Raw genomic sequence first — 26493 nt, 5'->3', positions numbered from 1 at the left:
GTTATTTTTTCTTGTGGGATGGGCATCTTGCCCGTCCTAATTATTTTTGCAAGAGGTCTAGTGTATTTCTTGTGGAACAGGCATCTTGCCTGTTCCACAAAGAGTGTATTTCTTGTGGAACAGGCATCTTGCCTGTTCCTGACAATGGTGGAACAGGCATCTTGCACTTACCAGCGCTGTATTTTAAAATGCTGTCATTAACTGAATTAGCTCGATCGACAAATCTCTTTGCGACTTTTGGTGCTTCTTAAACAAAACTCCAGCCAGCAGATAGATATTTTCCGAATAAAAAGCCATTCCCTGTTCTCGCAGACTGGCGATCGCACTTTTCACCTTGGGTTCCGAACTATAATAGCCAAAAGTTAAAGGTGCAATCTCAAAATTCGCAACCGAGTAGCCTCGATCCAAGGCATAATCTATCAAACCCACAGGATTAGAATAGCTAGAAACCATCAGCAAAACTTCATCGCAGCCCAAAGATAAAAGTTTCTTAGCAATTGTCGAACCATCACTCCCGCCGTGCAACAGCGGCTGGTAAATCTTATCATCCACCGCCGGCAAGTAAGGGGGATTTGAGATGACACAATGCGCCGACTCGTATAAAGGCGAATCAAAAAAAGAGCAATTGTTGACAGTGTATTTTTCGCTCAGTTGATATTCTTTAATTTGAGACTGAGCAATTTTCCAAGCTACATTATTTAGCTCAAATCCCTGTATTGTCCCATCAAAATCACTTCTCAGCAAAGACTTAATAACTGGACTTCCCTCTCCTGAACCAAACTCTACGATAAGTCGAGAATTGTCACTAGCATTTAACACTAAACTTTCCAAGCAGTGCGCGTAAAAATCCGATTCTTCCGGGCAGTGGAATACCTGTTTCAGAGGATGGGATGAAGTGAGCATAAATTCTGTAACAAAGTTGACTATTTTTAACTTATCGGACAACTAATAGTGCAGCAATCTGTCGCAAGAGCTATTTTATCAACTTGTCCAATCTCTCTCTTCCTGTTTTATCTGGTGCGCTCAAATAACTATTACTGCCGATAGATTCTCAAATTAACTAGATTAATCCGATTGACAGATTGCAATTATAGCGATTGCTGGTGAGATAGTACCTAAGCAAATAATTGTAAGTTTTAATAGTGTCAGATATGACCTTTTTTAATTATTCAGTTCCGCCTCTGCGCCGGAAACCGCTTAAGATCGAGGTTCAGGATTTAGAAGGGCTTTGGCAGGTTCAGTTTCCCCTGGGCAAAGATCGATTTTATTCACAATTTTATACTTGTCTCGATCGCACTTGCCTGCTGTGGAGCTTGCTGTTGATACCCATCTTCGGCACAGCACAATTTTTTTCTGTGAGTTGGATGCTGCAAGCAGGTTTGTGGTCAGCCCTCAGCCTCGTAGGTACAGCAGCAATGGTAAGCATGACATACTCTTGGGTCAAAATAGAACGCCTGATTTGGGTGCTTTACGGTTGGGTAATACTAATGTTATTAGGATTGCTGCTGACCGATTTAGCAATTTTTCTCAGTTGGGGAAAAGTGTTGGCGAATCTCTGTCCCCTGTGGTTGGGAATGAGCGGAGTAGGGTATTTGGGGACGGGATTTGCAGTGCGATCGCGCGCGCTTTTAGCAGCAAGTTTACTTCACCTGTTGGGGATTTTGATTTTGCCTTTCACGGGCGGTTGGTCTTTCCTATTTACGGGAACCGTAATGGTATTTAGCTTGCTCGTTTTAGCCGAATTGCAATGGGATATGCGCCAGCCTATTAACAGGCTGCATTAACTGCTGTTTCACCGCGATTCCAACAGCTATCAACGTAAAGCATTAACCACAAGTGATGAGTACATTGCTAATGACTGAGGAGATCATGCCCGCTAGAATAACGTCACTGCAATTGGTTGGTAGTGAGAATTCTTCGTTCTCCAAATCAAAATTTGAGGAATGAAGGCCTCACTACACAGCGGATAGGGGTTATGTTAGCGGACACGATATTACTAATGCCTGATAACTAATTGCCACCAGACTGTACAGATTTGCGGGTTTGGTTAGTATCGTCGCCCTTGTGATGCCAATTGCCACCTTCGCCTTGAACATATTCAGATTTTACGCTGTTCCAAGCAACGCTAGTAGCACCATCGGCGCTCATTCCATCTTCACTAGCGCTCTTAAAAGCCGCCTGAAAAATTTGTTTCGCCCCTTGGGGGAGTTCTTGTGCTTCCGAAGGTAAGGTGTCAAATTGTTGTTCTGGCATAATGACCTCTAATTATTAAACATAAATTTAATCTTATATACGAGAAGCAACTACTTTCCTCTCTCTAAAAGCAAGTTTTAAACCGCATTTTTCTCATTCCTAGGACAGATGTAATATTAAATTTATTCTGAGCCGATAAGGCAATGGGCTTGCGGTTGCTGGTTGGGCAGGATTTGGGTAATTTCCTTGCTCAAACATCGATTAATCTGATTTCGGCTTTTTAACTTGCGAACTTAGAAAAAGCGATGAACATTAGATAGCCAATTCTGGCAATAATTCGATACAGCATACTTGATGTCTGCTTGTGAAATGTGTTAGGGAATAAGCGCTATCGGGCATAGTTTTGGCTTTACTATATGAGAGTTTAGCCGATCGCACTCACAAGCAATTCTCACGAGTGCGCCGCCGCTGGTTAATTTAATCTCGCGCGGGCAGGACTCGGATAGCCCTCAGTTCGCCTTGCTGTTTGAGGCAAGTCAAAGCCCCGTCAAAAGCCGTGCTGTTGCGGGGTTGTAGGCGCTCTGGGACTATGAGCGAGCGATCGGGCGTTTTGAGATAATTTAGTTTCCTGAGAAAGTTTGAGCTGTATGCTACCAGGGGCAAAATTGCCAGCAGCAAGTTAAGGAAAAATAGCGCTCAAAAAATTTTTAAACTAACTCATCTGGCGGAGTGCTAAGCCAAAATTGATGGTGACAAAATCAATAATTTCTGGCTCAAAGCACCTGCAGCCGGGGAAAATTTATAGGAAGAAGCGGCCGCTTGTCTGACAAACCCGGTTGATGCGTATATGTCTCGTTACTCAACCCCAAATTTTTCAGATCAACCCGCTTTTTATCCCCCGTACACAAATTTTGAGAGAGCTAGTCTGCCGCTCAATCAAATTTCATCCACCACCTGAAATAAAAAGCCATTTTGTCAAATATTCCTAAAGATGAATGGCGAACTTGAAGCATACGTAATAGCTTATAAACTGTTAACGTAGCGGTGTAATTAATCAGGGAAAAATCATCTAGGGAACGGGACTAAATTTGCCCCCTTACCTTCATTATCCCGCAGCAAAGGTTATAAAATTTGCACGTTACGCTGTCAAGTTGACCCGGCGGTTTTGGCATCACAAGCGATCGCAGCACTCTATGCAAAAGCAAGCATTACCATGAAATCTTCTAAATTGTTGAAAGTTGTTTTAGCAAGCGCTTGTACTTTAGGTTTAGCAACGGTTTCCTTAGCAGTGCCTGCTTCAGCCCAGTCGGGCGGTACGGGCGGCGGTGCTGGCGGCGGTGCCGGTACGACAGGTACAAGCGGTACGACAGGTACAAGCGGTACAACCGGTACAAGCGGTACGACAGGTACAAGCGGTACAACCGGTACAAGCGGTACAAGCGGTACGACTGGCACGGACACAACGGGTACAACCGGTACGACTGGCACGGATACAAGCGGTACAACGGGTACAAGCGGCACGGGTACAACGGGTACAACCGGTACAACCGGTACGAGTGGCACCGGTACAACGGGTACAAGCGGTACAACCGGTACGACTGGCACGGATACAAGCGGTACAAGCGGTACGAGTGGCACGGATACAACCGGTACAAGCGGTACGAGTGGCACGGATACAACCGGTACAAGCGGTACAAGCGGTACGACTGGCACGGGTACAAGCGGTACAACCGATACCACTGGCACCGGCACAAGCGGTACAAGCGGTACAAGCGGTACGAGTGGCACCGGTACAACGGGTACAAGCGGTACAACCGATACGACTGGCACGGGTACAACGGGTACAACCGATACGACTGGCACGGGTACAACGGGTACAACTGGTACGACTGGCACGGGTACAACGGGTACAACTGGTACGACAGGCACCGGCACAACGGGTACAACCGGTACAACCGATACCACATCGACGCCGGCTGATACTAATTCTGGAGTTTTGAGTGCTCGGCGCGATAGCCCCAACAATTTCGGGTGGCTGGGTGCCTTGGGCGCGTTTGGTTTGATCAACTTGTTTCGGAAAAACAGTACACCCTCCCATCGGTAGTTTGGGGCGATTCCCTACGGGATAGCTTCGCTTGACGTACTTTTGAAAACAACTTAGAGGCTTAGAAATTCATGACTTCACTCAATCGCAAAAGTTTGTTCAAAAAATTGGTAACAGTTGCCGGAATTGCCGGCGTTAGTTCCTTGATAGCTGTGCCAGGGTTCGCAGAATTAAACCGCCAGACTAACGGCTTCAACCAGTCGGGCGATCGAGTTTTTGAGCTTGCTGATAACGACTTAAACGATCCTAATTCTCCAGGACCTCCTGTTACAGATCAAAACAACAACAACAATCCTGGCGGTTCTCCCAACACTCCAAATACCCCCACCAACAACACTCCCGGTCGTTCTCCAAATACCCCCACCAACAACAATCCCGGCCGTTCTCCCAACACTCCAACAGGTGGCGAAACCTCGCCTAATTCTCTCAGCAGCAAAGACAGAACCTTTGTCATGCAAGCAGGTCAACTTAGTATGATGGAAGTAGAGCTCGGCAGATTGGCAGTGCAGCGCGGTTCTAGTGCTGGCGTGAAACAATACGGGCAAGAAATGGTTGAGGAACACACTCAAGCAAATAAAGAACTGATGCAGTTAGTAATGCAAAAGCAGGTTGAATTGCCAACCGAGATGAGTACCCAGAACACAGCTTTGATGGAGCGACTTTCGGGACTCTCCGGTAGAAGTTTTGACACTGCTTACAAGCAGGCTATGATCGAGAGCCACAATCAGGCTATTGCTCTGTTTCAGGCTCAATCTCAACAGGGACAAGATCCCGACTTGAAGGCTTGGGCCACCCAGAAGTTGCCGAACCTTCAAGCGCACTTGCAAATGGTTAACCAAATGTTGGCAGATACCAGTCAGCCGTAATATTAGGTAGATGAGGTAGAGTCCGATCGCCTAAAACCCGATCGGACTCTACCTTTTGTGTTCGGAGAGGGAACAGCAATAAATTCTTTGAAACCCTATAATTTTTGAGAACAATGGAAGATTTTCTCCGCAACTTGTTGGGCAGCAATATTACAGCGACGTGGCTGTTATTAATCGTAGGGTTTTGCTGGCTTGCTTACATACGCGGTCGCCTGAGAAATTAAAAATTATCAATTAAAACTTCAAAATTAACGAGGTAGGCGACAATAAATCTTAGCGTGCAACAGACCTATTCTAGGGTGCCTCAGAGCATCATATTTTCTACGGTATTTCATGCGATCTCTCCGGGGCACCCTACAACTTAGTCTAAATAAATCATTTTTTAACAGACAAGTGTTCGATCGCCCGATCGCGGAAACAAGCAAGTGCGATCGGGCGATCGAACTTCACCGCAGATTTATTCAAACAACACAAAATTAATTAGTCCTCAGTGTCCACAAAAACAGTCACAGCCGCCACCGCGATTAGCATTTCATCATTTTTATCATTCAGAGAGGCGATCGCCCTTCCTGCCACAATCATGCCCCCTTGCTCCACAATCAGAGTTTTGCTGCCAAAAGGGAGCACCGCCAACACCTCCTCTTCCCGCACTTGTTCCGGGTAAGGAACAGCCACCTTCACCTCAACAATCATCTGATTGGGGTCAGTCAAACCCGCCACTTCCCAGACGCCTAGGAGAGCATTATGGGCGATCGCATTCCGTACAGCCCTTGCACAGGCTACAGTCGGTTCCTGCCCGTGCTGGTCTATACCCATCCCCATCTCAATGATGAAACATTTACGTGCCATAGTTGCCCCTTGGTTGATTTTTATTTTTAGTCGTTAGCGAAGCCCGCCCCTACGGGGGCTACGCCAACGAAGACGATCGCACTTTTTCCCCAAACAATTATCAACCCAAATGACCGCATTTTATATTATTTTATCACTCCCTCGAATCACACAATAATCATCTCATTTAATAAAACAAGGTAATTTTAGACTACCTCCAAAATTCTATCTAATCAGTCATTGTAAATCTAAAATCTAAAATCTAAAATCTAAAATGGTATAACTTATGGTAATATAACCAAATTCACCATTCCTCGCGGACTCATTACTCATCGCCAGCTTGAATCATGGATAGTTTTCTACCAATTGCCTACTTTCAAAACCAATTTCTCCCATTTACCGACGCCAAAATTTCCATAGCAACCCACGCACTGCACTACGGAACCGGAGTTTTAGGCGGGTTACGGGGAATTCCCGACCCCCAAAATGCCGATCGAATATTGCTATTTAGATTAGACCGCCACTGTCAAAGATTAAGTCAAAGTGCCAGCTTCCTCCACTGCGATTTGCCAGCTAGCAAAATCCAACAAATAATTATTGATTTTGTCCAGAAAAACAAACCAACAAAATCATTTTATATCCGCCCTTTTATCTACACATCCAGTTTAGGAATTGCCCCCCGACTGCACAACGTAGAAACCGACTTTTTTGTCTACGGATTAGAACTTTCCGACTATTTGCCCAAAGAAGGAGTCAACTGTAGAATTAGCTCTTGGTATCGCCAAGAAGACCGCAGTTTGCCCTTAAGAGGTAAAATTAGCGGCGCATACATCACCTCAGCTTTAGCCAAAACCGAAGCAGTAGAATCCGGCTTCGACGAAGCAATTATGATGAACACTCAGGGAAAAGTCAGCGAAGCTTCAGGAATGAACATATTTGTCGCCAGAAACGGTAAATTAGTTACTCCCGGTTTCGAGCAAGATATTCTCGAAGGAATTACCAGAGACAGCGTAATCACAATCGCGAGAGACTTAGGAATTGAAGTCATAGAAAGACCAGTTGATAGATCAGAACTATTGATTGCAGACGAGATTTTCCTCTGCGGAACCGCAGCCAAAATCACGCCAATTAAGCGAGTAGAAAACTATCACTTGCCCAAAAACCGACCCATCACCGAAAAGATTTTGGACAAACTAACCGGGATTATCGAAAATCGCGACAGCAATTATAAAGAATGGGTATTTCCGATTAATCTTAATTAACCGAAAATACCTGTGCTCGTAGAAGCGAGTTCACTCGTTACCAGGCTCTGCCTGGTAAAGCAGATCAGGAGGCTCTGCCTCCACATTTTATCTGTTCTAGGGCTGCAACGAAGTAGACGCATGAAAAACCAGGTTTCTGGGCCCCCGTGCGTAATTCCTATTTTACTTGTCACTCGTTGTACTCGTTACCAGGCTCTGCCTGGTAAAGCAGATCAGGAGGCTCTGCCTCCACATTTCATGGCAGCCATTCGAGGCAGAGCCTCTGGATATCGGTTCCCAGGCAGAGCCTAAGAACCAGTTGTTGTGGAGCAGGCATCTTGCCTGCTTCCTGCTAGGAACTACCCGCACAAAACAGCCGCGTGATGCCGAATGTGATCTTCCATAAAACTAGCTATAAAATAATAGCTGTGATCGTAACCTTCCTGCATCCTTAAACTTAGCGGCTGTCCCGCTTTTGCACAAGCCTCCGCGAACACTTCCGGCAACAACTGCCCGTCAGCCAGATACGAGTCAGCAGTGCCGCAGTCAATCAGAATCGGAGAGTTGTATTGCGCCTCAAGCACCAATTCGCTAGCATCCCAAGCCTTCCACCTCTCTTTGTCGCCACCGAGGTAGTGTCCAAATATTTTTTGTCCCCAAGGGCAGCGCATTGGCGCGGAAATAGGCGCAAAAGCGGAAACTGAAAGATAGCGATATCCATTTTTCAAAGCGCAAATTAAAGCCCCGTGTCCGCCCATCGAATGACCAAAAATTCCCTGTTTTTCCGGTATCGCTGGAAAATTTTCGGCGATTAAATTCGGCAATTCATCAACCACATAACTGTACATTCGATAGTGAGCATTCCAAGGTGCGGCTGTCGCATCAACATAAAAACCCGCACCACTTCCTAAATCCCAATCGTCATCTTCGCCGGGGATACCAGTATTGCGGGGGCTAGTGTCGGGCGCAACCAGCATTAACCCGTATTTTGCCGCAAATTGTTGCGCCCCCGCTTTTGCCATAAAGTTTTCTTCCGTGCAGGTTAAACCTGATAGAAAATACAAAACTGGTACGGGTTGAGATAAAGCTTGGGGGGGCTGATAAACTGCGAATTTCATCTCGCTGTTGCAGGTTGAGGATTGATGGCTGTAAAAGCCGAGTTTGCCACCGAAACTTTTCTGTTCTTTGTGCAGTTTTAGGGATTCTGATATCATGTTAATTCTATTTCATTTTTGAATTAGATTTTTTTTAACCGCAGAGGGCGCAGAGGGCGCAGAGGAAGAGAGAAGAGAGAAAGATTTTTGTTCAAAATGTCAAAACTGTGCGAATTACTTCGCCTTTGTGCATCAAATCAAAGGCTTCATTGATTTTGTCGATCGGCATTACCTGAGTTACCAGACTGTCAATATCAATTTTACCGTCCATGTACCAATCAACAATCTTAGGAACATCAGTTCGGCCTTTGGCGCCGCCAAAAGCCGTTCCTTTCCAAACCCTGCCAGTTACTAGCTGAAACGGGCGGGTGCTAATTTCTTGACCGGCTCCCGCTACCCCGACAATTACGCTCACGCCCCAACCTTTGTGGCAGCATTCCAAAGCTTGGCGCATCACATTAATGTTGCCGATACATTCAAAACTGTAATCAGCTCCGCCTTTGGTTAAATCTACCAAATAAGGCACTAAATCGCCTTCCAATTCGCGGGGATTGACAAAGTGAGTCATGCCGAATTTTTCCGCCATATCTCGCTTGTCGGGATTCAAGTCTACACCGACAATCATGTTAGCTCCCACCATGCGAGCCGCTTGAATTACATTCAAACCCACGCCGCCCAAACCGAAAACTACCACATTAGAACCAGGCTCTACTTTCGCAGTATTGATGACAGCGCCGATGCCCGTTGTTACGCCACAGCCGATCAAACAAACTTTATCAAAAGGAGCATCTTCGCGAATTTTTGCTACTGCAATTTCTGGCAATACTGTATAATTAGCGAAGGTAGAAGTTCCCATGTAATGGTAAAGTTTCTGTCCGTCTATGGAAAACCTGCTCGTGCCGTCGGGCATAACTCCCTGGCCTTGAGTCACGCGAATTGCTTGACAGAGATTTGTTTTGCGGCTCAAACAATATTCGCAGTTGCGGCATTCAGGAATGTATAGAGGAATTACCCGATCGCCCACTTTGACACTCGTGACTCCCGGCCCCACTTCTGCGACAATCCCGGCTCCCTCGTGGCCTAAAATAGCCGGAAACAAGCCTTCAGGATCTGCGCCGGAAAGAGTGTAAGCATCAGTGTGACAAACACCCGTGGCTTTAATTTCCACCAGCACTTCTCCAGCGCGCGGCCCATCTAGATCAACCGTTTCAATGCTCAAAGGTTTGCCGGCACTGCGAGCAACTGCTGCTTTTACTTTCATGCTTTCTCCTGCGATCGATTTGTCAATTCACCAGTCAATATGTATTGTATTACTTAATGTCAAAATTCAGCAAATCTATGACAAAATTAATTGTAATTACCGGAGTCAGTCGCGGTCTCGGTCTTGCCCTGACCGAAAATTTTATTGAATTGGGACATACAGTTGTGGGATGCACCCGTTCTTCCGAAGCGGTGGAAAAACTCAACCAAAAATATAGTGCGCCCCACCATTTTACTTGTTTGGATGTCGCCAATGACGCTCAAGTAAAAGCTTGGGCAACAGAAATGCTGGCAAAAAAGGAGCCGCCAGATTTGCTCATTAACAATGCAGGTGTAACTAATTATCTCGCGCCTCTTTGGAAGGTCAGCAACGAAGAATTTTCCCAGGTAATTGATGTTAACATTAAAGGTACAGCTAATGTAATTCGCCACTTTGTCCCGGCAATGATTGCTCGAAAAAGCGGCATAATTGTCAACTTTAGTTCTGGTTGGGGAAGGTCAACTTCGCCGGAAGTCGCGCCCTATTGCGCTTCCAAGTGGGCAATAGAAGGACTTACCCGATCGCTCGCTCAAGAATTGCCCGCAGGTATGGCAGCCGTTCCTTTGAATCCGGGGATAATTCACACAGATATGCTGGACATTTGTTTCGGAGAAGATGCGGCAAATTACCCGTCAGTCAAAGCATGGGTGCAAAAAGCAGTTCCTTTTTTACTAAAATTAAAACCTTCAGATAACGGAATGCCACTGACTGTTCCTGGATAATACAGCAACCCTTACAGGATTTGCGAATATCTCTCTTTTCTTCTCCTCTGCGCCCTCTGCGCTCTCTGCGGTTCATAAAAAAAATCAAAAATGAAATAAAATTGCTATATTCCCAAATCAAAACTCTTTCCCCAAATAGCCACTGTGAACTTGCCGCTAACCTCCCCCTCGCAAACCGAAACTCGCAAAGCAGACCACCTGCGGATTTGCCTCGAAGAAGACGTACAATTTCGCGAAACTACCAGCGGCCTCGAACGCTACCGTTTTGAACACTGCTGTTTGCCAGAACTCGATCGCACCGAAATCGATTTAACCTCCACATTTCTCGGCAAAAAACTAGCCGTTCCCCTGCTAATTTCCTCCATGACCGGCGGCACAGAATTAGCCCAGACCATCAATTATCGCCTCGCCGATGTCGCTCAAGAATACAAACTAGCAATGGGAGTCGGTTCCCAGCGAATTGTTGTAGAAAATCCTCAACTCGCTCCTACATTTGCCGTCCGTCGCCGCGCTCCCGATATTCTCCTGTTTGCCAATATCGGAGCGGTTCAATTAAACTACAATTACGGTTTGGAAGAGTGCCAAAAAATTATTGATATTCTCGAAGCAGACGCACTAATTTTGCACCTCAATCCGCTGCAAGAGTGCGTTCAAACCGAAGGCGATACTAACTTTAAAGGACTGCTAGATAAAATTGCCAAATTGTGCGCTAAATTACCAGTACCAGTTATTGCTAAAGAAGTCGGCAACGGTATTTCAGGAAAAATGGCAAAGAAATTGCTCGCCGCCGGGGTAGGTGCGATCGACATTGCCGGGGCCGGAGGCACTTCTTGGGCGAAAATAGAAGGAGAGCGAGCTAAAGATGGCAAGCAGCGCAGGTTAGGCGCAACCTTTGCCGACTGGGGCATACCAACAGCCGAGTGCATTGTCAGCACCCGCGCCGCAGCGCCGGATGTTCCTCTGATTGCCTCTGGAGGCTTGCAGAATGGGTTGGATGCAGCGAAGTCGATCGCCCTTGGCGCGGATATTGCGGGACTGGCGCGGCCGTTTCTACAAGCTGCAGCGGAATCGGAATCAGCCGCAGCCCTTCTAGCTGAGGCTTTAATTGCAGAAATCGCCACCGTGATGTTCTGTACGGGCTGCGGTAATTTGGATGAGTTAAAACAATCTGGGGTTTTGGAAAGGTTAAGATAAAAGTGAGTCAGTTGGCCGTTGGCAGTTGTTAGTTGGCAGTTGGCAGTTGGCAGTTGTTAGTTGGCATTAGTCAACAGTTAACAGTTAACAGAGGCTTGTAGGGTGCGTCAGTTAGAACACTTATGCTTACAAGGGAACCACTTCTGTACTGACGCACCATACTATCGTCTTTTAAATGCCGAACAGCATCGTTAACAGTTAACTGTCAACAGTCAACAGTCAACAGTCAACAGTCAACAGTTAACGATGCCCAATTACCAATAACCAATAACCAATTATCTAATGAAAGATTTCCTAAAATATACCTGTGCAAGTTTACTGGGAACCTTCCTAGGACTGCTGCTGCTGGGCAGCATCGGATTGGGGGGACTGGTACTACTAATTGCTCTGGCGGCATCGTCGTCTAAAGATTCAGGCCCGCAAGTTCAAGATAAGTCTGTATTGGTATTAGACCTTTCTTTAAATATCACCGACAGCAAACCGAGCCGTAGCACTAGCGCGGCGATTGAAGAAGTGCTTTCGGAAGATTCCGGCGATACAGTGACGCTGCGGACTGTTTTAGACACGATCGAATATGCGAAAAAAGACCCGAAAATCGTTGGCCTTTATCTCGAAGGCAGCTCGGATTCGAGCAGCAGCGGGTTTGCCAATCTCAAAGAAGTTCGATCGGCCTTGCAGCGTTTCCGAGATGCCAAAAAACCCATTTTTGCTTACCAGATGGACTGGAATGAGCGAGATTATTACCTCGGTTCCGTTGCTAATACAATTGCAGTCAATCCTTACGGCGCTTTGGAAATCAACGGTTTTAGCAGTCAGGCAATGTTTTTCACCGGTGCTTTGGAAAAATACGGCGTGGGAGTGCAAGTAACTCGCGTCGGCAAATACAAGTCAGCCGTTGAGCCGTTTTTGCTCACAAAAATGAGTCCCGAAAATCGCCAGCAAACTCAAAAGTTGCTCGGAGATATGTGGGGAGAATACCTGCAAACTGTCGCTCCGAGCCGCAAAGTGACTGTTCCGCAACTGCAAGCGCTTGCAGATAATGGCGGAACTTTGATGGCTGACGAAGCTCTCAAAAACAAGTTAGTTGATAAAGTTGTATACTTTGACGAAATATCGACCGAACTCAAAAAACTCACCGGAACCGATCGCGAAAACAAATCTTTCAAGCAAATTAGTTTGAAAAACTACGCGAGAATTGCTGAGAATAAAAACTCAAGTCATGCTAACAAGAAAAACCAAATTGCTATACTTTACGCTGAAGGAGAGATTGTAGACGGCGAAGGGGGCCCGACTCAAGTAGGAGGCGATCGCATCGCTCAAGCAATGCGGAAGATCCGAGAAGATGACGACGTAAAAGCCGTAGTTTTGCGCGTCAACAGTCCCGGAGGCAGCGCGACGGCGGCCGAAGTCATTGGGCGCGAAGTGATGCTGACGGGGAAAAAGAAACCAGTTATTGTTTCAATGGGCAATTTAGCAGCATCCGGCGGCTATTGGATTTCGATGGGTTCCAACCGCATTTTTGCCGAACCCAATACGATTACCGGTTCTATTGGCGTTTTTGGAATGCTTTTCAACGCCGAAAAGTTGGCTGCTAACAACGGCCTAACTTGGGACGTTGTGAAAACCGCCCGCTTTGCGGATACTAACACGGTTTCCCGCCCGAAAAATCCTCAAGAATTGGCGAATATTCAGAGGAGAGTCGATCGCATTTACGATCGATTTATTACTAAAGTCGCCAACTCCCGCAAACTGCCGAAAAACAAGGTACAAGAAATTGCTCAAGGCAGGGTGTGGTCTGGTACGGCCGCGAAACAGTTGGGTTTAGTTGATGAAATTGGCGGTCTTGAAGATGCTGTCAGAGAGGCGGCGAAGCAAGCTAAACTCGGCGACGATTGGAATTTGGAAGAATATCCAAAACGCCGCACTTTGGAGGAGCGAATTTTGGAAAGACTTTCAGGCATTCACGTTTTGAAACCAGCCGCCAAACTCGACCCGCTAACGGCCGAATTTAAGAAAATGCAAGATGAATTGGCTGTGATCAAGTCGATGAATGACCCGCAGGGCGTTTACGTTCGCTTGCCTTTCAATTTGCGGATTGATTAATTAATACCAAGTCCGGGATTTTTACCCCTTTATTCTTCAGTCCCCCTCTGTGCGGACGAAAGTTTTGCTCTTGAACTGTTGCAAGCGCTGAGTCTGATAGGGGTTTTTAACGCGGATTTGGTAAAAGTAGGCTGACGCATCCTACCAACAACTGAAAAACCCGGTTTCTGGAAGAAACCGGGTTTATGAATACCCTAAAAGTCGATCGACTGGGAATTGGCAATATTTATTATGCTGCACGCTGAGTTAACAATCCCCAGACGAAAAGTAGAACGATCGCACCTACGACTGCAAAAGCTATGCTGGGTAGAGTTATTGCTCCGAAGGAAGCTCCCGCGCTCGTCCCCAGCAACTGTTGACCTAGAAAACCTCCCACTAGCGCGCCCAAAATTCCTAAACCTGTTGTTGCCAGAAAACCGCCGCCTTGAGTTCCCGGATAAATGGCTTTGGCGATCGCACCAGCAATGAGTCCTAAAACAATCCAAGCAATAATACCGCCCATGTCTTTTTCTCCTGAATACTTAACTTCTCTCGTGCCTTGTCTTATGTTCTTAGAATAACAACCCCTATCCCGCCCTTACCTCTACCGCAGGGATGAACCGAAAGTGGTAGGATTTCTCATGAATCGTCGGAGTTTGAGGCTTTTTAATATCTCAAAAGACTTAACCCACTTTTTCTAGGGAAGAAAGGTACTTATGCTCAAAGCCAAAGGGAAATAGGAGAATCTTTTCTGGGACTTTTTGTGTTTTACTGGTAAAAAAATTACAATATTTCTGTGAAATGAGGAAAGCTTGCGCCCGATGAATCTGACTCTGTGCATGATTGTGAAGAATGAAGAGGCAACACTGTCGCGGACTTTGGACAGCGTTAAGGGTGTTGTTGACGAAATTGTGGTGGTGGATACGGGATCGGGCGATCGCACCCGTGAAATTGCCAGAGAATCCGGGGCGAGGGTTTATGACTTTGAATGGTGCGACGACTTCGCAGCGGCGCGCAATGAGTGTCTGAAGCACGCCCAGGGCGACTGGATTTTGGTATTAGATGCCGATGAGGTTTTAGTACCGGAGATTGTACCTCAAATTAAACAGGCAATTGCGAGCGATCGGCTGCTCCTAATCAATCTCATCCGTCAAGAAATCGGTGCCTCTCAATCTCCCTATTCCCTAGTGTCGCGCTTGTTTCGCAATCGCCCCGACATCCGCTTTTCTCGCCCTTATCACGCAATGGTAGACGACAGCGTGGCTGAGATTTTGCAGAGGGAACCAAAATGGACAATAGCTTCTCTCCCCGATGTGGCGATTTTGCACTCTGGTTATCAAAAAGATGCGATCGCAGCAAAAGGTAAATTCCAAAAAGCTCAAGCAGCAATGGAACGCTATATCGCTTATTATCCAAACGATGCTTATGCTTGTAGCAAATTAGGCGCTTTGTATGTAGAAACCGGGCAAATCGGGCGGGGAATTAATTTATTAACCAAAGGCTTGACTGCTGCGGCAATTAATGATTCTATTCTTTACGAACTCAACTATCATTTGGGAATTGCTTATCGCCAGCAGCAGCAATTTGTTAAAGCAAAAGAACACTATCAAGCGGCAATTAATAAAGATGTGTTACCAGCGCTCAAGTTGGGTGCTTACAATAATTTGGGCAATTTGCTCAAAGATGAAGGAGATTTGAAATCTGCTGAAAAAGCTTACAAAGCAGCTTTAAAAATTGACCCTAATTTTGGAGTAGGTCACTACAATTTGGGATTGACGCTGAAGGCAGCCGGAAATTTAGCAGATGCGATCGCCTATTACCGACAAGCCATTAAAATCGATCCTGAACACGCGGAAGCTCATCAAAACTTGGCAGTAGCCTTGCTCAAAATTGGCAAAATGCCAGAAAGTTTAGCAGAATTCAAAAGAGCGATCGCCCTTCACGAACAGCGCCGCCCCTTTGAAGCAGAACGCCTGCGCCGGGGCCTGCAAGAAATGGGTTTGATCTAAACTTGTTACCAAATAATTTGTAGGGGCAATCCCCCCGTAGTTGCCCCTCGAACCGGACGGGGTAAGCACGGGGCATTACCCCTACAAACTGTAAAAATTACCAGCACAATCAAGCAATTATCTCTACTTTGCCGCTATCCAAATCGTAGCGGCCCCCAACAACTTTAAGCTTGCCCGCTTTGACTGCTTTAGCTAAAATAGGCGAGGAGGATTGTAACTTATTTACATTCATTTTCACGTTAGCTCTGACGGCGTTATCCCAGGCATCGCCTTTTTGACCTTTGGTCGAATCAACTGCAGGTTTAATCGCCGCCACCAAAGTGCTAATGTGACCCGGAACAGCTTTACCATCTAAAGCTGCTTTGACAGCACCGCAGCGTTCGTGACCCAGAATTACTAATAGCGGCACCCCTAATTCTAAAGTGGCATATTCTATATTACCGAGAACCACATCGTCGAGAAAATTTCCAGCTACTCGAATATCAAATAAGTCCCCTAATCCTTGGTCGAAAATAATTTCGGGAGCAACCCTCGAATCAGAACAAGCCAGGATGGTTGCAAACGGATGTTGACCCTTTGCTACTTCTACAACTCGCGATCGAGCTTGGTCGGGAAATGTCCGTTTTTGCTGAATGTAGCGTTGATTACCCCCCATCAATTTCTTGAGAGCACCGTCGGGAGTAATGCCAGAGATTGCCTCTGCCTTTGCTGCTTCGGCTTGTAAAAACGCAGGTGCCAAGCTTGCCGCCAGCATCCCTGCACCAGCCCTCAACATTAAATTGCGTCGCGAAATCATGCTTCTACTTCCGCTTTCAGTCATTGCTTAAAACTCGGTTCAATTTTTTCTATTTTATACCATAATATCTACCACAAGCTCAGTCAGACTTCTGTGATTTTTCTGTACAAGCTGCTCCGGCACAATGTAAACTTCAAAAAAGTGGCCACTTTTTATTTCCTTCATATCTTATTTTGTAAAGTCAACTGCCGTCATCCTTCTACCGGCAGGGGATGCTATAATGTATCTAAAACGACAATTATTTATCAATGGCTCGAAATGTCCTACGTCGCCAGCATTCATATCTATCCGGTAAAGTCCCTTGACGGCATAGCAGTCAGTCAAGCAACTATTCTAGCCAGCGGAGCTCTAGAAGGCGATCGCTCTTTTGCAATCTGCGATGCAGCAGGAGAATTGGTTAACACTAAGCACAACAGCGGAGTCCGTTTTCTACGCTTATCCTTTGACATCAAAAAGAGAATTGCCGGCCTGAAAATTCAAGGCACCGAACAAGAAATATTTTTTCATGTAGATAGAGAACGCTTGGCAATAGAATCTTGGTTGAGCAACTACTTCGGTTTCCCTGTCAAATTAATTGAAAACTTGCTGACAGGTTTTCCCGACAATACCGCTGCACCAGGGCCAAGCATTATCAGTACCGAAACAATTGCCGAAGTTGCATCTTGGTTTCCGAGAGTTTGCGTTAACGAGATGCGCCATTGCTTGCGAGCTAATATTGAAATAGGAGATGTTCCGGCTTTTTGGGAAGACCAACTTTTACCACAAGCCGATGAAATTGTGAGGTTGAAAATAGGAACAGTAATATTTGAAGCTATTAATCCCGGTCAGCCATGTCTCTTATCTACGCGAAATTATGCGACGCAAGCAAGCGATATAAATTTTAAAAATATACTAGCAGCCAAGCAGAAGGAAATCATGCCTGACCTGGTAAAAAAAGGGCATTTAAATCACTTTAGTCGGCTGATAGTTAACACGCGACTCGCACCTCAAGCAGCAGAAAAAATATTACACATAGGAGACGAAGTTGACATTATCAGCGTCAGCAACTCTCTATTGAATACCATTTCTGATTAGTTGTAGGTTACGAGTCTGATCAAGCCGGCGGCAACTCCAAAGTAAGTTGACCCAAAACACCAGTTCTAAAATCGTTTAACATCTGCCGCGCCGTTCGTTCGACATCTCCTTTATACCTATCTTTTGCTACCTCGTGCAAATAATCTTCACCATTATTAGAGGCTGCATCTAATTTATACCTGGATTTGAAACCAGATAGTGATATCAACGTGTCATCAGCCGCCTCCAGCCCTTGGAGCAAATCTACCATAGCCGCGGCTACTACTTGATTGTCGTAAGCTGCTTCGCCAATATCTTCGCAAATAGCTAATTTTATGGCATTTTCTTGATTGTTAATTCGGGTTGGGATCACTCCGGGGGCGTCTAATAATTCAATTTCGTCAGAAATGCGAATCCATCGCAGCGATTTAGTTACTCCAGCTCTGCGGGCACTGTCTACCACTCTCCGCCCTAACAGCCGATTAATTAAAGCAGATTTTCCCACATTGGGAAATCCCATTACCACTGCCCGGACTGGACGGGGCAGCATACCTCGATCGAACCTTCTTTTATTTAGCTGCACTCCAGCATTCTGCACCGCATCCGCCACAGCGTCTACTCCGTGACCGTGCTCGGCATTAGTAAAATACGCAGTTTCCCCCTGGGCCTCAAACCATGTTTCCCACGCCTCGCGCGATCGAGGAGTAATCATATCCATGCGGTTGACGACCAATACTCGTGGCTTGCCGCCCACCCAACTCGGCATTTGGGGGTGATAAGTAGCCAATGGAATGCGGGCATCTCGGACTTCTAGTACCACATCTACCCGCTTTAGCTGTTCTTTTAATGCCCGTTCAGCTTTGGCAATGTGACCGGGATACCATTGAATTTTCATAATAGGAAGGAAGAAGGAAGAAGGAATAAGGAAGAAGCAAGAGGTAAGAAGCAAGAAATAATCAGGGAACGGATGAGTGTAACGGATTTAAGGGCACGAAGGAAGGAGGGAATCAGGAAAATGGCAGAAGTAAGCTGTTGGGCATCTAACTTACACTACTGGAAATAAGTAATAAGAAAGAGTTTTCCTTCTTCCTTCTTCCTTCTTCCTTCTTCCTTCTTCCTTCCTTCCTTCCTTAAGGCACAATCAAAACTGCACAAGGAGACAGATTGATCACCCGATTGGTAACGCTGTCAGACGCCCCATCATCGGTTAAACCCATCCCCCGACAGCCCATCACAATCAAATCGGCCCCAATTTCGTCAGCCACATCGCAAATCGTGAAAGCAGGTTTGCCTTCCCGTTCGATGATTTCAGCTTCAATTCCCTGCTGGGAAAACATCGATTGGGCCTCAGAAAGAAGTTTGGCGACTGCTTCGGGGGAAGTCATCACCTCTGACGGTGGGGCGGCGCCCTCCTCGGCGGGAGGTTCGACTACCGACAGAATAACTAAACGAGCACCGTAGGTTTTCACAATATTGACAACCTTTTCGGCAGCTTCGCGGGCTTCTCGGCTTTGATCTACAGGAAATAAGACTGTCTTGAACATACTGCACATCTCCGGGACACGGACTCCGATAAAATGTTTAGGTTAAGCCAATCAGTGCCGTTTGTTCCATCTTCCGTTTTTTGTACGGGCGCGGTTGAATGCGTCCGAGGCCGGGGTGCAAGTTACCAGTGCCGCCATTTCAACGGAATTCGACAAAAACACACATATTAGGAGGTTAATCCTGTGACAAAAAAAACTGTAGCAAATTTATCGGCATCGGACTTATCGGGCAAACGGGTATTGGTGCGGGCGGACTTTAACGTGCCGCTCGACAACGGCAATATCACCGATGATACTCGCATCCGGGCGGCTCTGCCGACAATTCAAGATTTAGCGTCCAAGGGCGCTAAGGTGATTTTGTGCAGCCACTTCGGCCGTCCCAAGGGTGTGACGGAGAAGTTGCGCTTGACGCCGGTTGCTGTTCGCCTGTCGGAATTGTTGGGCAAAGAAGTCAAAAAGACTGACGACTGCATCGGTGATGAAGTCGCTGCTACAGTCGCCGCGATGCAAGATGGCGATGTGCTGTTGCTGGAAAATGTCCGCTTCTACCCAGAGGAGGAGGCAAACGACCCAGAATTTGCTAAAAAGTTAGCTTCTGTGGCCGATTTGTATGTCAATGATGCTTTTGGTACGGCTCACCGGGCTCACGCTTCTACTGAGGGCGTTACTAAGTATCTGAGTCCTTCTGTGGCTGGGTTTTTGATGGAGAAGGAACTGCAATATCTCGGCAGTGCGATCGACAATCCTCAGCGTCCTTTAGCTGCTATAATCGGCGGTTCTAAGGTTTCCAGCAAAATTGGAGTCATTGAAAAACTGCTCGAAAAGTGCGACAAACTGCTGTTGGGCGGTGGTATGGTTTTCACGTTCTACAAAGCTCGTGGCTTGAACGTGGGCAAGTCTTTGGTGGAAGATGACAAGCTGGAACTGGCTAAGTCTTTGGAAGCTAAAGCGAAGGAACGGGGAGTTACTTTTCTGTTACCTACTGATGTGGTAGTTGCTGACAAGTTTGCTGCTGATGCTAACACTCAAACTGTCCCTGTTGAAAGCATCCCCGACGGTTGGATGGGTTTGGATATCGGCCCGGATTCAGTAAAAACTTTCCAAGATGCTTTGGCCGATTGCAAAACTGTAATCTGGAACGGGCCGATGGGCGTGTTTGAGATGGAGAAGTTTGCTGCTGGAACTGAAGGTATTGCTCATTCTTTGGCTGGACTTACTAAAACTGGTACTACCACAATTATCGGTGGTGGTGACTCGGTGGCGGCTGTTGAACAGTTGAATTTAGGCGAACAAATGAGCCACATTTCTACTGGTGGCGGTGCTAGTTTGGAGCTGCTAGAAGGTAAGGAATTGCCTGGTGTTGCTGCTTTAGATGAAGCTTAATTAAGTTAAGTAGGGCGGGCTTTGCCCGCCTTGCTGGAAGCTGGTATAAATCCTGGGCTGCGAATCATTTTTTTGAAGATTTACCGCAGAGGGCGCAGAGAACGCAGAACAAGAGAAAAGAGAGAAGGATATCGGTTTAAAGTCTACAGTTTGCTAGTATAATTTGTTTGAAGTAGCAGTGAGGTTTGTTTGTGAAACTTAAACTCTTGGCAACTGTAACGGCAAGTTTAGCTTTGTTTGGGCTGGCAGCTCCCGTTAAAGCTCAAAATCCAGATCATGTTAGGCAATTGCTGGAAAGTAATGAGTGCGAGGGCTGTGACTTGAGAAATGCTGATTTGTTCAAGGCTAGCTTGTACAGAGCTAATTTAAGAGGAGCCGATTTAAGCGGAGCAAATCTCTATGAAGCTAATTTGCTAGAAGCGGATTTAAGTGATGCTAATTTGGCAAATGCTAACTTAGTTAATGCGGAGATGTACGGGGCTGAATTGAATGGTGCTAATCTGCGAAATGCGGATTTGTCTAATGCTTTTTTGGGGCGAGCGAATCTGACGAGTGCTGATTTGCGCGGTGCTAAACTTTTTAATGCGAATCTGGGCGAAGCTTATCTGTTGCAAGCTAATTTGTCGAATGCCGATTTGAGGCGATCGCTGCTGTTTAGAGTTAATTTGAATCGTGCGAATTTAAGCGGAGCGAATATGTCTTCGGCGGATGTGCGCGATAGTAATTTGCAGAATGCTATTTTGTCAAATACTAGGCTTCCTAATGCTCTATTGAGCGGTACAAATATCGATGCGGCTAATAACGTGCGGCAGGGTGATTTGGAACGTGCCAACTTTCGGGGTACGAATTTGGGGCCTGGAGTTTGCGTGATAACTACTTTTCCTTATTGTGTTTTGAATTTGGAATAATCAGCCTGCTGAGTGCGTCAGCCGCGATTAATTTTGCAGCTACGGGAGTTTTTGACTGGCTGGCGCGCCCTAGCTTTATATCATGTCCGCCTAAATGCCAGTCATTGCAAAGTTTACGACAGCAGAGGTAAGCAATCTTAAGCTCGTGGGATTGCTTCACTTCACTTGGTTCCGTTCTCTTGGGACATATCGTAAGTAATGTGCCGGACATGATATCAGAGCTGAGCTAAGTGTGCGGTGGTTTGTATCCGTTTTCTAGGGCAAATCTCACAAGCTGGGCCCGATTTTCTAGTTGTAATTTACTGAAAATGCTACCTAAATGAGCTTGCACAGTCCGGGGGCTAATAAACAGCCGATCGCTAATTTGTTTGTTAGTATAACCCTGGATCACTTCCCAAAAAACTCTTTCCTCGGCTGGTGTTAAAGGCAAAGGTGCAGGTGCTGGCAATACTGCCACAACTTGTGGTTCCACCGCCCTACCGCTAGAAGTTTGAAGCAGTCGTACAATCTCGGCGTGAATTCGGTGAGAGCGCTCTAACTGCGCCTTTACCTTAGCTAAGATTTCTTCAGACTGAAAAGGTTTTACCAGATAATCGTCAGCTCCGATCGAATGACCTTCAACTTTTGACTCCAACTCGCCTTGACCCGACAAAAATATAAAGGGGACTAACTGTCCCAAACGGGTAGTTCGCAAACGGCGACAAAACTCAAACCCGTCCATTTCCGGCATCATGACATCTGAAATTACCAAATCTGGGGGGGCATTTTCAAAAATCGAGAGCGCCTCAACCCCTGAATTAGCGCATTCCACCCGATATCCTTGACTTTCCAGGTACATTGCTAAGACTGTTTGACAGTCTGCTTCGTCGTCCACCACTAATATTCTTTCCATGACAGGCTTGCACCAATTCCAGTTGGACAGTTCTTGAAACTGCCAGTCCCAAAGTAGGAACTTAATTGAGTTTACCTCCTGCAACTTGATAAAAGCTCGCAATTTCAACACGCCACACTTTCTCAAATAATCCAATTAGGGGTGCCTAGGGCATAAAAGGGGAAGCAGTAGAGCAATATGGAGAACAATCTCCTTCTTTGACTCGCCTATCATCAAAAGCTACAAATTTTTATGAGGAAGCGTCCACTTTTCTGCAGAATATAGAAGGTAAAAGAAAGAATTTTATCCTATAAAACAGAAATTTTGGTGACATTTACCAGAAACTTGGGTTTAAAGCCCCTTCTTCAGTGGCCGGCTTTTCTTGATTTCTAATATACTCCTTTAAGACTTCTAAAGGCGCAGCCCCTACAGAAACAGCAAAATAGCTAGGACTCCACAAGGCCTCTTTATGAGGTTTTTTGTGTCCAGCTTGTCCGTACCTGCGACTAGAAACACCCTTTAATGCGTTCACGATTTGAGAAATTGAAAGTTTAGGTGGATATTCAATCAGCGCGTGAATGTGATTGTCTTCACCATTAAACTCAAGCACTTGAAAATTCATTTTTTCGGCAACCTCTCGAAACGTTTTTTCAATCAAATCAAGACTTTCTCCCGTAAATACAGACCGACGGTACTTTGTCACGCAGACCAAGTGTGTTTTGAGTTCTGTAACAGAATGGCGTTCCTTGCGGTAAATAGTTGTCATTGCCTGTAAACCAATATATAATCGAGTAACAGACCAATTATAGCACAAGTCATGAAAGCAAGATTTCGCTACAGATTTTACCCGACCAACCAACAACAGCAGAGCCTAGCTCGGTTGTTTGGCTGCGTTCGCGTAGTCTGGAACGACGCTCTTGCCATCTGCAAGCAATCTGAAAAAAAGCCAAAATCAGCAGAACTTCAAAAAACAGTAATCACTCAGGCAAAAAAGACTGAAGAAAGGGCATGGTTGGGGGAAGTCTCGGCAATTCCTCTACAACAGTCGATCTCGGACTTGGAAACAGCATTTAAGAACTTTTTCGAGTCCTGTAAAGGAAACAGAAAGGGTCGTAAGGCTGGCTATCCAAAGTTCAAGAAACGCACAAATAGTCAATCAGCAAGATTGACGCGCAATGGGTTTTCAATCAAAGCAGAATGTGTCTATTTAGCACAAATTGGCATTGTCAAACCAATTTTGTATAGAGAATTGCCGTCAGATCCCAGTTCTGCAACCGTAATCAAAGATTGCGCTAACCGCTATTTTCTCAGCTTTGTTGTAGAGATTAATCCCGATATTGTCGAAGCCAAAAACCACAGCATCGGCATCGATCTGGGCATTAAAACCTTTGCAGTAATGAGCAACGGTGAAACAGCCGAAAGTCCAAACTACAAACAGTTAGACCGAAAGATTCGCAAACTACAGCGCAAGCTGTCACGGCAACCCAAAGACTCTAAACGCCGAAATAAGACTCGGATTTAGATAGCCAAATTGCACAACCAAATTGCAGATACCCGTGAAGACTTCTTGCACAAACTGTCAACCAAAATAGTTAACGAAAACCAAGTAATTGTTTTGGAAGATTTGAACGTGTCTGGCATGGTCAAAAACCGCAAGCTCTCAAGAGTGATTAGCCAGCAAGGATGGTATGAGTTTAGGGTGTTGTGTGAGGCTAAATCTGAAAAACTAGGTAGGGAATTCAGGGTAATTAGTCGCTCTTCGCCAACCAGTCAAGTCTGTTCGGACTGCGGGTTTAAATGGGGCAAAATAGACCTCTCTATTCGTTCGCTGCTGTGCCTTAATTGTGGCACTCAGCAAGATAGAGATTTGAACGCTGCGAAAAATATACTTCAAGTCGGGATAGGGCATTGCCACGACTCTAAATGTACGCAGAGAGAAGGTAAGACCACTTGTGGCACATCTTGATGAAGCGTAAAGAATCCCCGCGCGTTTACGCTGGGGAGTATGTCAAACTATTCCTAGACCCGACATTGAAAGGTTTTTAGATTTTTCGGGTTCGGACACAGGTACAAAAGGGACAACGCGACCAGGTGCTGCTGGGGGCGGCCCGAACAAACTCGGGGCTGCCACCAACATACTTTCAATTATCGCTGCTGGTTCGGGGCGACTGAACAGATACCCCTGCATGATATCGCACTGATGTTGTTTCAAAAAATCTAGTTCTGCTTCTGTTTCCACTCCCTCAGCAATTACAGTCATATTCAAACTGTGACCCAGTAAAATTACTGCTGTAGTAATAGCAGCATTTTGAGTATCTTCGTTGGCATTACGGACGAAAATTCTATCGATCTTTAAACTGTCAAAAGCAAATTGCTTAAGATATCCTAAAGTAGCGTAACCGGTGCCGAAGTCGTCAATAGCAATCCGAATTCCTAGAGCTTTAAGTTGGTTTAAAGTAGCGCCTGCTACTGTCGCATTTTCCACCAAAGCGCTTTCGGTCATTTCTAATTCTAAATTAGCAGGCTCTAAACCTGTAGTTTCCAATATTTGGACGATTCGCGCCTTGAGTTCCGGGTCGGACAACTGCCGGGCCGACAAGTTTACTGATATTGTAAAGGGCGAAAACCCCGCCGCCAGCCAACTAGCGGCTTGAGCGCAAGCTGAAAGCAGTACCCACTCGCCAATCTGAATAATTAAACCTGTTTCTTCTGCTAAGGGAATAAATTCGCAGGGAGAAATTATTCCTCGATCGGGATTTTGCCAGCGCACTAAAGCTTCGGCGCCGATAACTTGGCCGGTAGCAATATTCACTTGTGGCTGATAATATACCTGAAACTCACCTTGTGCCAAAGCGTGGCGCAGCAAAGCTTCGAGAGCAAACTTTTCAGGAGAGAGGGTTGTAACCTTGGTGGAGTCGTTAACTAAATCTTTGAGTCTGGCTTCTGCTTGGCTAAGCGCGACTGTCAGCGGTTGAGTAATAGTTTGCCGTTTCAAGACGCGAGAAGCAATGGCTCCCAGCAATTCAGCCTTGGTAAACGGCTTTGTCAAGTAATCGTCGGCCCCCAATTCCATCCCCCGACGAAAATCGGTTTTGTCACTTTGAGCCGTGAGGAAAATAAATGGAATTGTTGCAGCTAGCGAGTTTTGCCGCAGCGTCCGCAACACGTCATAACCGTCGAGTTCCGGCATCTGCACATCGCACAAAATTAAATCTGGTATCTCCGAAAGTGCCATCTGCACCCCAACTCGACCGTTCTCGGCCGCAATGACCCGGTAGCTGTGAGATTCCAGGAGTTGTAGAAGAGTTTCCCGGATTAATTCGTCGTCCTCAATTACCAAAATTTTGAGCATGATACTTAGATAACAGATGGCACTATATATCTGAACCTGACTAACTCTAGCATACTCAAACTAGCAAATTAATAATTCAGCTAATTAGCCAATAAACCATTAGCCAAATGGCTGAATATTTCCCCTCGGTTCTTAAGTCACAATCAAAGAACTGTCCAAATTGGGAAGATTTCGCTCTCTTTCAAGAGCAGAAAACTGCTGCGACCGACTCGTTTGATAAACTTTTATTACAATATTCTTAATATTTCTCATAAAATAATTAGCCAACAGTTTCCGTGCCCGGATGGCGGAAATTACTCAGGCTATCACTTATATGATGTCCGGTTAATTGTTCATAATTAGGGCTTGCTGAATAAGTCCAAAAAACTCAAAAAAGTTCGATCGCGCTATTGCTCGCCCACGCTAAAATTAAGTTTTTCTTTTGGCTGTAATGCCAGGACATAACTTTTGATAATCTTGGCCGCCTTTCCAGTTGTTATTAATAAAATTTGACACAAAAAAAGCCACAATAACCGCAATAACCCTGCCACAAGGTTGATGACTAAAAAAGCAATTGCAATCGTTGTTTGGGATGTATTATCGAGTTTAGCCATCACTCGCTCGAGATTAAATCTTCTTTTTGCTTGACCAAATTTTCCTTCTATAGCTTGACGGGCTTTCTCATCTTCTTGAGCTTGCTTTTTTATTGCTTTACTCACATGGGCTGGTCGTCTTCCCAAGGGCGGATCGCTCATCCTAATTCCTCTTTCTTTACACCATGCTCTATTCGATAGAGTGCGATAAATTTGGTCAACGTGAACTGATTCTGGGTAATGTCCTGTGAATTCTTTAAATGCTTCTACTTGGGCTATTAAGTCTCCTGATTCATTGAAGTTATCCCAACTAATTCGATC

Annotated in this window: 24 protein-coding genes and 1 pseudogene; 12 read left to right on the top strand and 13 right to left on the bottom strand. The window is 45.7% G+C overall.

All coding sequences use genetic code 11. The features are described from left to right. Nucleotides 1–183: 183 nt before the first annotated feature. Complete coding sequence (locus tag QUB08_RS24270) at nt 184–903, bottom strand: SAM-dependent methyltransferase (protein ID WP_333227836.1); 720 nt, start codon at nt 901–903, stop codon at nt 184–186. Between the two features lie 248 nt (nt 904–1151). Between QUB08_RS24270 and QUB08_RS24265 the strand changes: the two genes are divergently transcribed. Then, on the top strand, nt 1152–1784 hold the full coding sequence (locus tag QUB08_RS24265; RefSeq protein WP_333227834.1) for a hypothetical protein: 633 nt from the start codon (nt 1152–1154) through the stop codon (nt 1782–1784). Between the two features lie 226 nt (nt 1785–2010). On the opposite strand, the gene QUB08_RS24260 is transcribed toward QUB08_RS24265, so the two are convergent. Further along, the gene (locus QUB08_RS24260; protein WP_333227832.1) at nt 2011–2253 is read right to left on the bottom strand and encodes a ChaB family protein; all 243 of its coding nucleotides are present in this window, start codon (nt 2251–2253) and stop codon (nt 2011–2013) included. Nucleotides 2254–3406: 1153 nt separating this feature from the next. Between QUB08_RS24260 and QUB08_RS24255 the strand changes: the two genes are divergently transcribed. Both QUB08_RS24255 and QUB08_RS24250 read left to right on the top strand, forming a co-directional pair. Further along, a complete protein-coding gene (locus tag QUB08_RS24255; protein WP_333227830.1) occupies nt 3407–4297 on the top strand; it encodes a hypothetical protein in 891 nt (296 codons plus the stop codon). Nucleotides 4298–4368: 71 nt separating this feature from the next. Next, nucleotides 4369–5163 carry a DUF4142 domain-containing protein gene (locus QUB08_RS24250; protein WP_333227828.1) on the top strand — a complete coding sequence of 265 codons (795 nt, stop codon included), beginning with the start codon at nt 4369–4371 and terminating at the stop codon, nt 5161–5163. Nucleotides 5164–5643: 480 nt separating this feature from the next. Here the strand turns inward: QUB08_RS24250 and QUB08_RS24245 are convergent, their stop codons facing one another. Then, the gene (locus tag QUB08_RS24245) at nt 5644–6012 is read right to left on the bottom strand and encodes a Lin0512 family protein (protein ID WP_333227826.1); all 369 of its coding nucleotides are present in this window, start codon (nt 6010–6012) and stop codon (nt 5644–5646) included. Between the two features lie 326 nt (nt 6013–6338). Here QUB08_RS24245 and QUB08_RS24240 point away from each other — a divergent pair, with 326 nt between their 5' ends. Then, a complete protein-coding gene (locus QUB08_RS24240; RefSeq protein WP_333227824.1) occupies nt 6339–7253 on the top strand; it encodes a branched-chain amino acid transaminase in 915 nt (304 codons plus the stop codon). Between the two features lie 338 nt (nt 7254–7591). On the opposite strand, the gene fghA is transcribed toward QUB08_RS24240, so the two are convergent. Next, entirely contained in the window at nt 7592–8446 is an 855-nt protein-coding gene (gene fghA / locus QUB08_RS24235) for an S-formylglutathione hydrolase (protein ID WP_333227822.1), read from the bottom strand. A gap of 91 nt (nt 8447–8537) precedes the next feature. Further along, on the bottom strand, nt 8538–9647 hold the full coding sequence (locus QUB08_RS24230) for an S-(hydroxymethyl)glutathione dehydrogenase/class III alcohol dehydrogenase (RefSeq protein ID WP_333227821.1): 1110 nt from the start codon (nt 9645–9647) through the stop codon (nt 8538–8540). Between the two features lie 77 nt (nt 9648–9724). Between QUB08_RS24230 and QUB08_RS24225 the strand changes: the two genes are divergently transcribed. The 3 genes from QUB08_RS24225 to sppA all read left to right on the top strand — a co-directional run bounded on the left by QUB08_RS24225 (nt 9725) and on the right by sppA (nt 13705). Then, the gene (locus QUB08_RS24225; protein WP_333227818.1) at nt 9725–10408 is read left to right on the top strand and encodes an SDR family NAD(P)-dependent oxidoreductase; all 684 of its coding nucleotides are present in this window, start codon (nt 9725–9727) and stop codon (nt 10406–10408) included. 144 nt (nt 10409–10552) lie between these two features. Beyond that, on the top strand, nt 10553–11602 hold the full coding sequence (gene fni, locus QUB08_RS24220) for a type 2 isopentenyl-diphosphate Delta-isomerase (RefSeq protein ID WP_333227816.1): 1050 nt from the start codon (nt 10553–10555) through the stop codon (nt 11600–11602). Nucleotides 11603–11884: 282 nt separating this feature from the next. Then, nucleotides 11885–13705, top strand: a complete 1821-nt coding sequence (gene sppA / locus QUB08_RS24215) for a signal peptide peptidase SppA (RefSeq protein WP_333227814.1) — start codon at nt 11885–11887, stop codon at nt 13703–13705. A 229-nt stretch (nt 13706–13934) separates the two neighbouring features. On the opposite strand, the gene QUB08_RS24210 is transcribed toward sppA, so the two are convergent. Beyond that, nucleotides 13935–14207 (bottom strand): GlsB/YeaQ/YmgE family stress response membrane protein, encoded by a 273-nt coding sequence (locus QUB08_RS24210; protein WP_333227812.1) that lies wholly within the window; start codon nt 14205–14207, stop codon nt 13935–13937. Between the two features lie 298 nt (nt 14208–14505). Between QUB08_RS24210 and QUB08_RS24205 the strand changes: the two genes are divergently transcribed. Further along, the gene (locus tag QUB08_RS24205) at nt 14506–15693 is read left to right on the top strand and encodes a tetratricopeptide repeat protein (protein WP_333227810.1); all 1188 of its coding nucleotides are present in this window, start codon (nt 14506–14508) and stop codon (nt 15691–15693) included. Between the two features lie 109 nt (nt 15694–15802). Here the strand turns inward: QUB08_RS24205 and QUB08_RS24200 are convergent, their stop codons facing one another. Further along, complete coding sequence (locus QUB08_RS24200; protein WP_333227808.1) at nt 15803–16513, bottom strand: carbonic anhydrase; 711 nt, start codon at nt 16511–16513, stop codon at nt 15803–15805. 234 nt (nt 16514–16747) lie between these two features. Between QUB08_RS24200 and QUB08_RS24195 the strand changes: the two genes are divergently transcribed. Further along, the gene (locus QUB08_RS24195) at nt 16748–17563 is read left to right on the top strand and encodes an MOSC N-terminal beta barrel domain-containing protein (RefSeq protein ID WP_333227807.1); all 816 of its coding nucleotides are present in this window, start codon (nt 16748–16750) and stop codon (nt 17561–17563) included. 19 nt (nt 17564–17582) lie between these two features. Here the strand turns inward: QUB08_RS24195 and ylqF are convergent, their stop codons facing one another. Together ylqF and QUB08_RS24185 are read right to left on the bottom strand one after the other, a co-directional pair. Then, on the bottom strand, nt 17583–18437 hold the full coding sequence (gene ylqF, locus QUB08_RS24190; protein WP_333227804.1) for a ribosome biogenesis GTPase YlqF: 855 nt from the start codon (nt 18435–18437) through the stop codon (nt 17583–17585). Between the two features lie 235 nt (nt 18438–18672). After that, nucleotides 18673–19086 (bottom strand): universal stress protein, encoded by a 414-nt coding sequence (locus QUB08_RS24185; protein ID WP_333227802.1) that lies wholly within the window; start codon nt 19084–19086, stop codon nt 18673–18675. Nucleotides 19087–19269: 183 nt separating this feature from the next. Between QUB08_RS24185 and QUB08_RS24180 the strand changes: the two genes are divergently transcribed. Then, on the top strand, nt 19270–20469 hold the full coding sequence (locus tag QUB08_RS24180) for a phosphoglycerate kinase (RefSeq protein ID WP_333227800.1): 1200 nt from the start codon (nt 19270–19272) through the stop codon (nt 20467–20469). A gap of 191 nt (nt 20470–20660) precedes the next feature. Then, nucleotides 20661–21377, top strand: a complete 717-nt coding sequence (locus QUB08_RS24175; RefSeq protein WP_333227798.1) for a pentapeptide repeat-containing protein — start codon at nt 20661–20663, stop codon at nt 21375–21377. Between the two features lie 226 nt (nt 21378–21603). On the opposite strand, the gene QUB08_RS24170 is transcribed toward QUB08_RS24175, so the two are convergent. After that, nucleotides 21604–22380, bottom strand: a complete 777-nt coding sequence (locus QUB08_RS24170; RefSeq protein ID WP_445300951.1) for a response regulator transcription factor — start codon at nt 22378–22380, stop codon at nt 21604–21606. Between the two features lie 202 nt (nt 22381–22582). Next, nucleotides 22583–23014 (bottom strand): IS200/IS605 family transposase, encoded by a 432-nt coding sequence (gene tnpA / locus QUB08_RS24165; protein ID WP_333151877.1) that lies wholly within the window; start codon nt 23012–23014, stop codon nt 22583–22585. Between the two features lie 51 nt (nt 23015–23065). Here tnpA and QUB08_RS24160 point away from each other — a divergent pair. Next, a pseudogene (locus tag QUB08_RS24160) lies at nt 23066–24214 on the top strand (RNA-guided endonuclease InsQ/TnpB family protein). Nucleotides 24215–24256: 42 nt separating this feature from the next. Here the strand turns inward: QUB08_RS24160 and QUB08_RS24155 are convergent. Together QUB08_RS24155 and QUB08_RS24150 are read right to left on the bottom strand one after the other, a co-directional pair. Next, the gene (locus QUB08_RS24155; protein ID WP_333227796.1) at nt 24257–25600 is read right to left on the bottom strand and encodes an EAL domain-containing response regulator; all 1344 of its coding nucleotides are present in this window, start codon (nt 25598–25600) and stop codon (nt 24257–24259) included. Nucleotides 25601–25986: 386 nt separating this feature from the next. Further along, nucleotides 25987–26493 (bottom strand): transposase (locus QUB08_RS24150; protein ID WP_333227793.1); only part of this gene is annotated, 507 nt, incomplete at its 5' end.

This window comes from Microcoleus sp. BR0-C5 (genome assembly GCF_036705045.1).
Lineage (GTDB): Bacteria > Cyanobacteriota > Cyanobacteriia > Cyanobacteriales > Microcoleaceae > Microcoleus.
This window is presented reverse-complemented; position numbering and strand designations above follow the sequence as displayed.

Bases quoted from the DNA above. Each gene is read 5' to 3' on its own strand.
- QUB08_RS24270 (WP_333227836.1), bottom strand. From the start codon at position 903: ATGCTCACTTCATCCCATCCTCTGAAACAGGTATTCCACTGCCCGGAA.
- QUB08_RS24265 (WP_333227834.1), top strand. From the start codon at position 1,152: ATGACCTTTTTTAATTATTCAGTTCCGCCTCTGCGCCGGAAACCGCTT.
- QUB08_RS24260 (WP_333227832.1), bottom strand. From the start codon at position 2,253: ATGCCAGAACAACAATTTGACACCTTACCTTCGGAAGCACAAGAACTC.
- QUB08_RS24255 (WP_333227830.1), top strand. From the start codon at position 3,407: ATGAAATCTTCTAAATTGTTGAAAGTTGTTTTAGCAAGCGCTTGTACT.
- QUB08_RS24250 (WP_333227828.1), top strand. From the start codon at position 4,369: ATGACTTCACTCAATCGCAAAAGTTTGTTCAAAAAATTGGTAACAGTT.
- QUB08_RS24245 (WP_333227826.1), bottom strand. From the start codon at position 6,012: ATGGCACGTAAATGTTTCATCATTGAGATGGGGATGGGTATAGACCAG.
- QUB08_RS24240 (WP_333227824.1), top strand. From the start codon at position 6,339: ATGGATAGTTTTCTACCAATTGCCTACTTTCAAAACCAATTTCTCCCA.
- fghA (WP_333227822.1), bottom strand. From the start codon at position 8,446: ATGATATCAGAATCCCTAAAACTGCACAAAGAACAGAAAAGTTTCGGT.
- QUB08_RS24230 (WP_333227821.1), bottom strand. From the start codon at position 9,647: ATGAAAGTAAAAGCAGCAGTTGCTCGCAGTGCCGGCAAACCTTTGAGC.
- QUB08_RS24225 (WP_333227818.1), top strand. From the start codon at position 9,725: ATGACAAAATTAATTGTAATTACCGGAGTCAGTCGCGGTCTCGGTCTT.
- sppA (WP_333227814.1), top strand. From the start codon at position 11,885: ATGAAAGATTTCCTAAAATATACCTGTGCAAGTTTACTGGGAACCTTC.
- QUB08_RS24210 (WP_333227812.1), bottom strand. From the start codon at position 14,207: ATGGGCGGTATTATTGCTTGGATTGTTTTAGGACTCATTGCTGGTGCG.
- QUB08_RS24205 (WP_333227810.1), top strand. From the start codon at position 14,506: ATGAATCTGACTCTGTGCATGATTGTGAAGAATGAAGAGGCAACACTG.
- QUB08_RS24200 (WP_333227808.1), bottom strand. From the start codon at position 16,513: ATGACTGAAAGCGGAAGTAGAAGCATGATTTCGCGACGCAATTTAATG.
- QUB08_RS24195 (WP_333227807.1), top strand. From the start codon at position 16,748: ATGTCCTACGTCGCCAGCATTCATATCTATCCGGTAAAGTCCCTTGAC.
- ylqF (WP_333227804.1), bottom strand. From the start codon at position 18,437: ATGAAAATTCAATGGTATCCCGGTCACATTGCCAAAGCTGAACGGGCA.
- QUB08_RS24185 (WP_333227802.1), bottom strand. From the start codon at position 19,086: ATGTTCAAGACAGTCTTATTTCCTGTAGATCAAAGCCGAGAAGCCCGC.
- tnpA (WP_333151877.1), bottom strand. From the start codon at position 23,014: ATGACAACTATTTACCGCAAGGAACGCCATTCTGTTACAGAACTCAAA.
- QUB08_RS24155 (WP_333227796.1), bottom strand. From the start codon at position 25,600: ATGCTCAAAATTTTGGTAATTGAGGACGACGAATTAATCCGGGAAACT.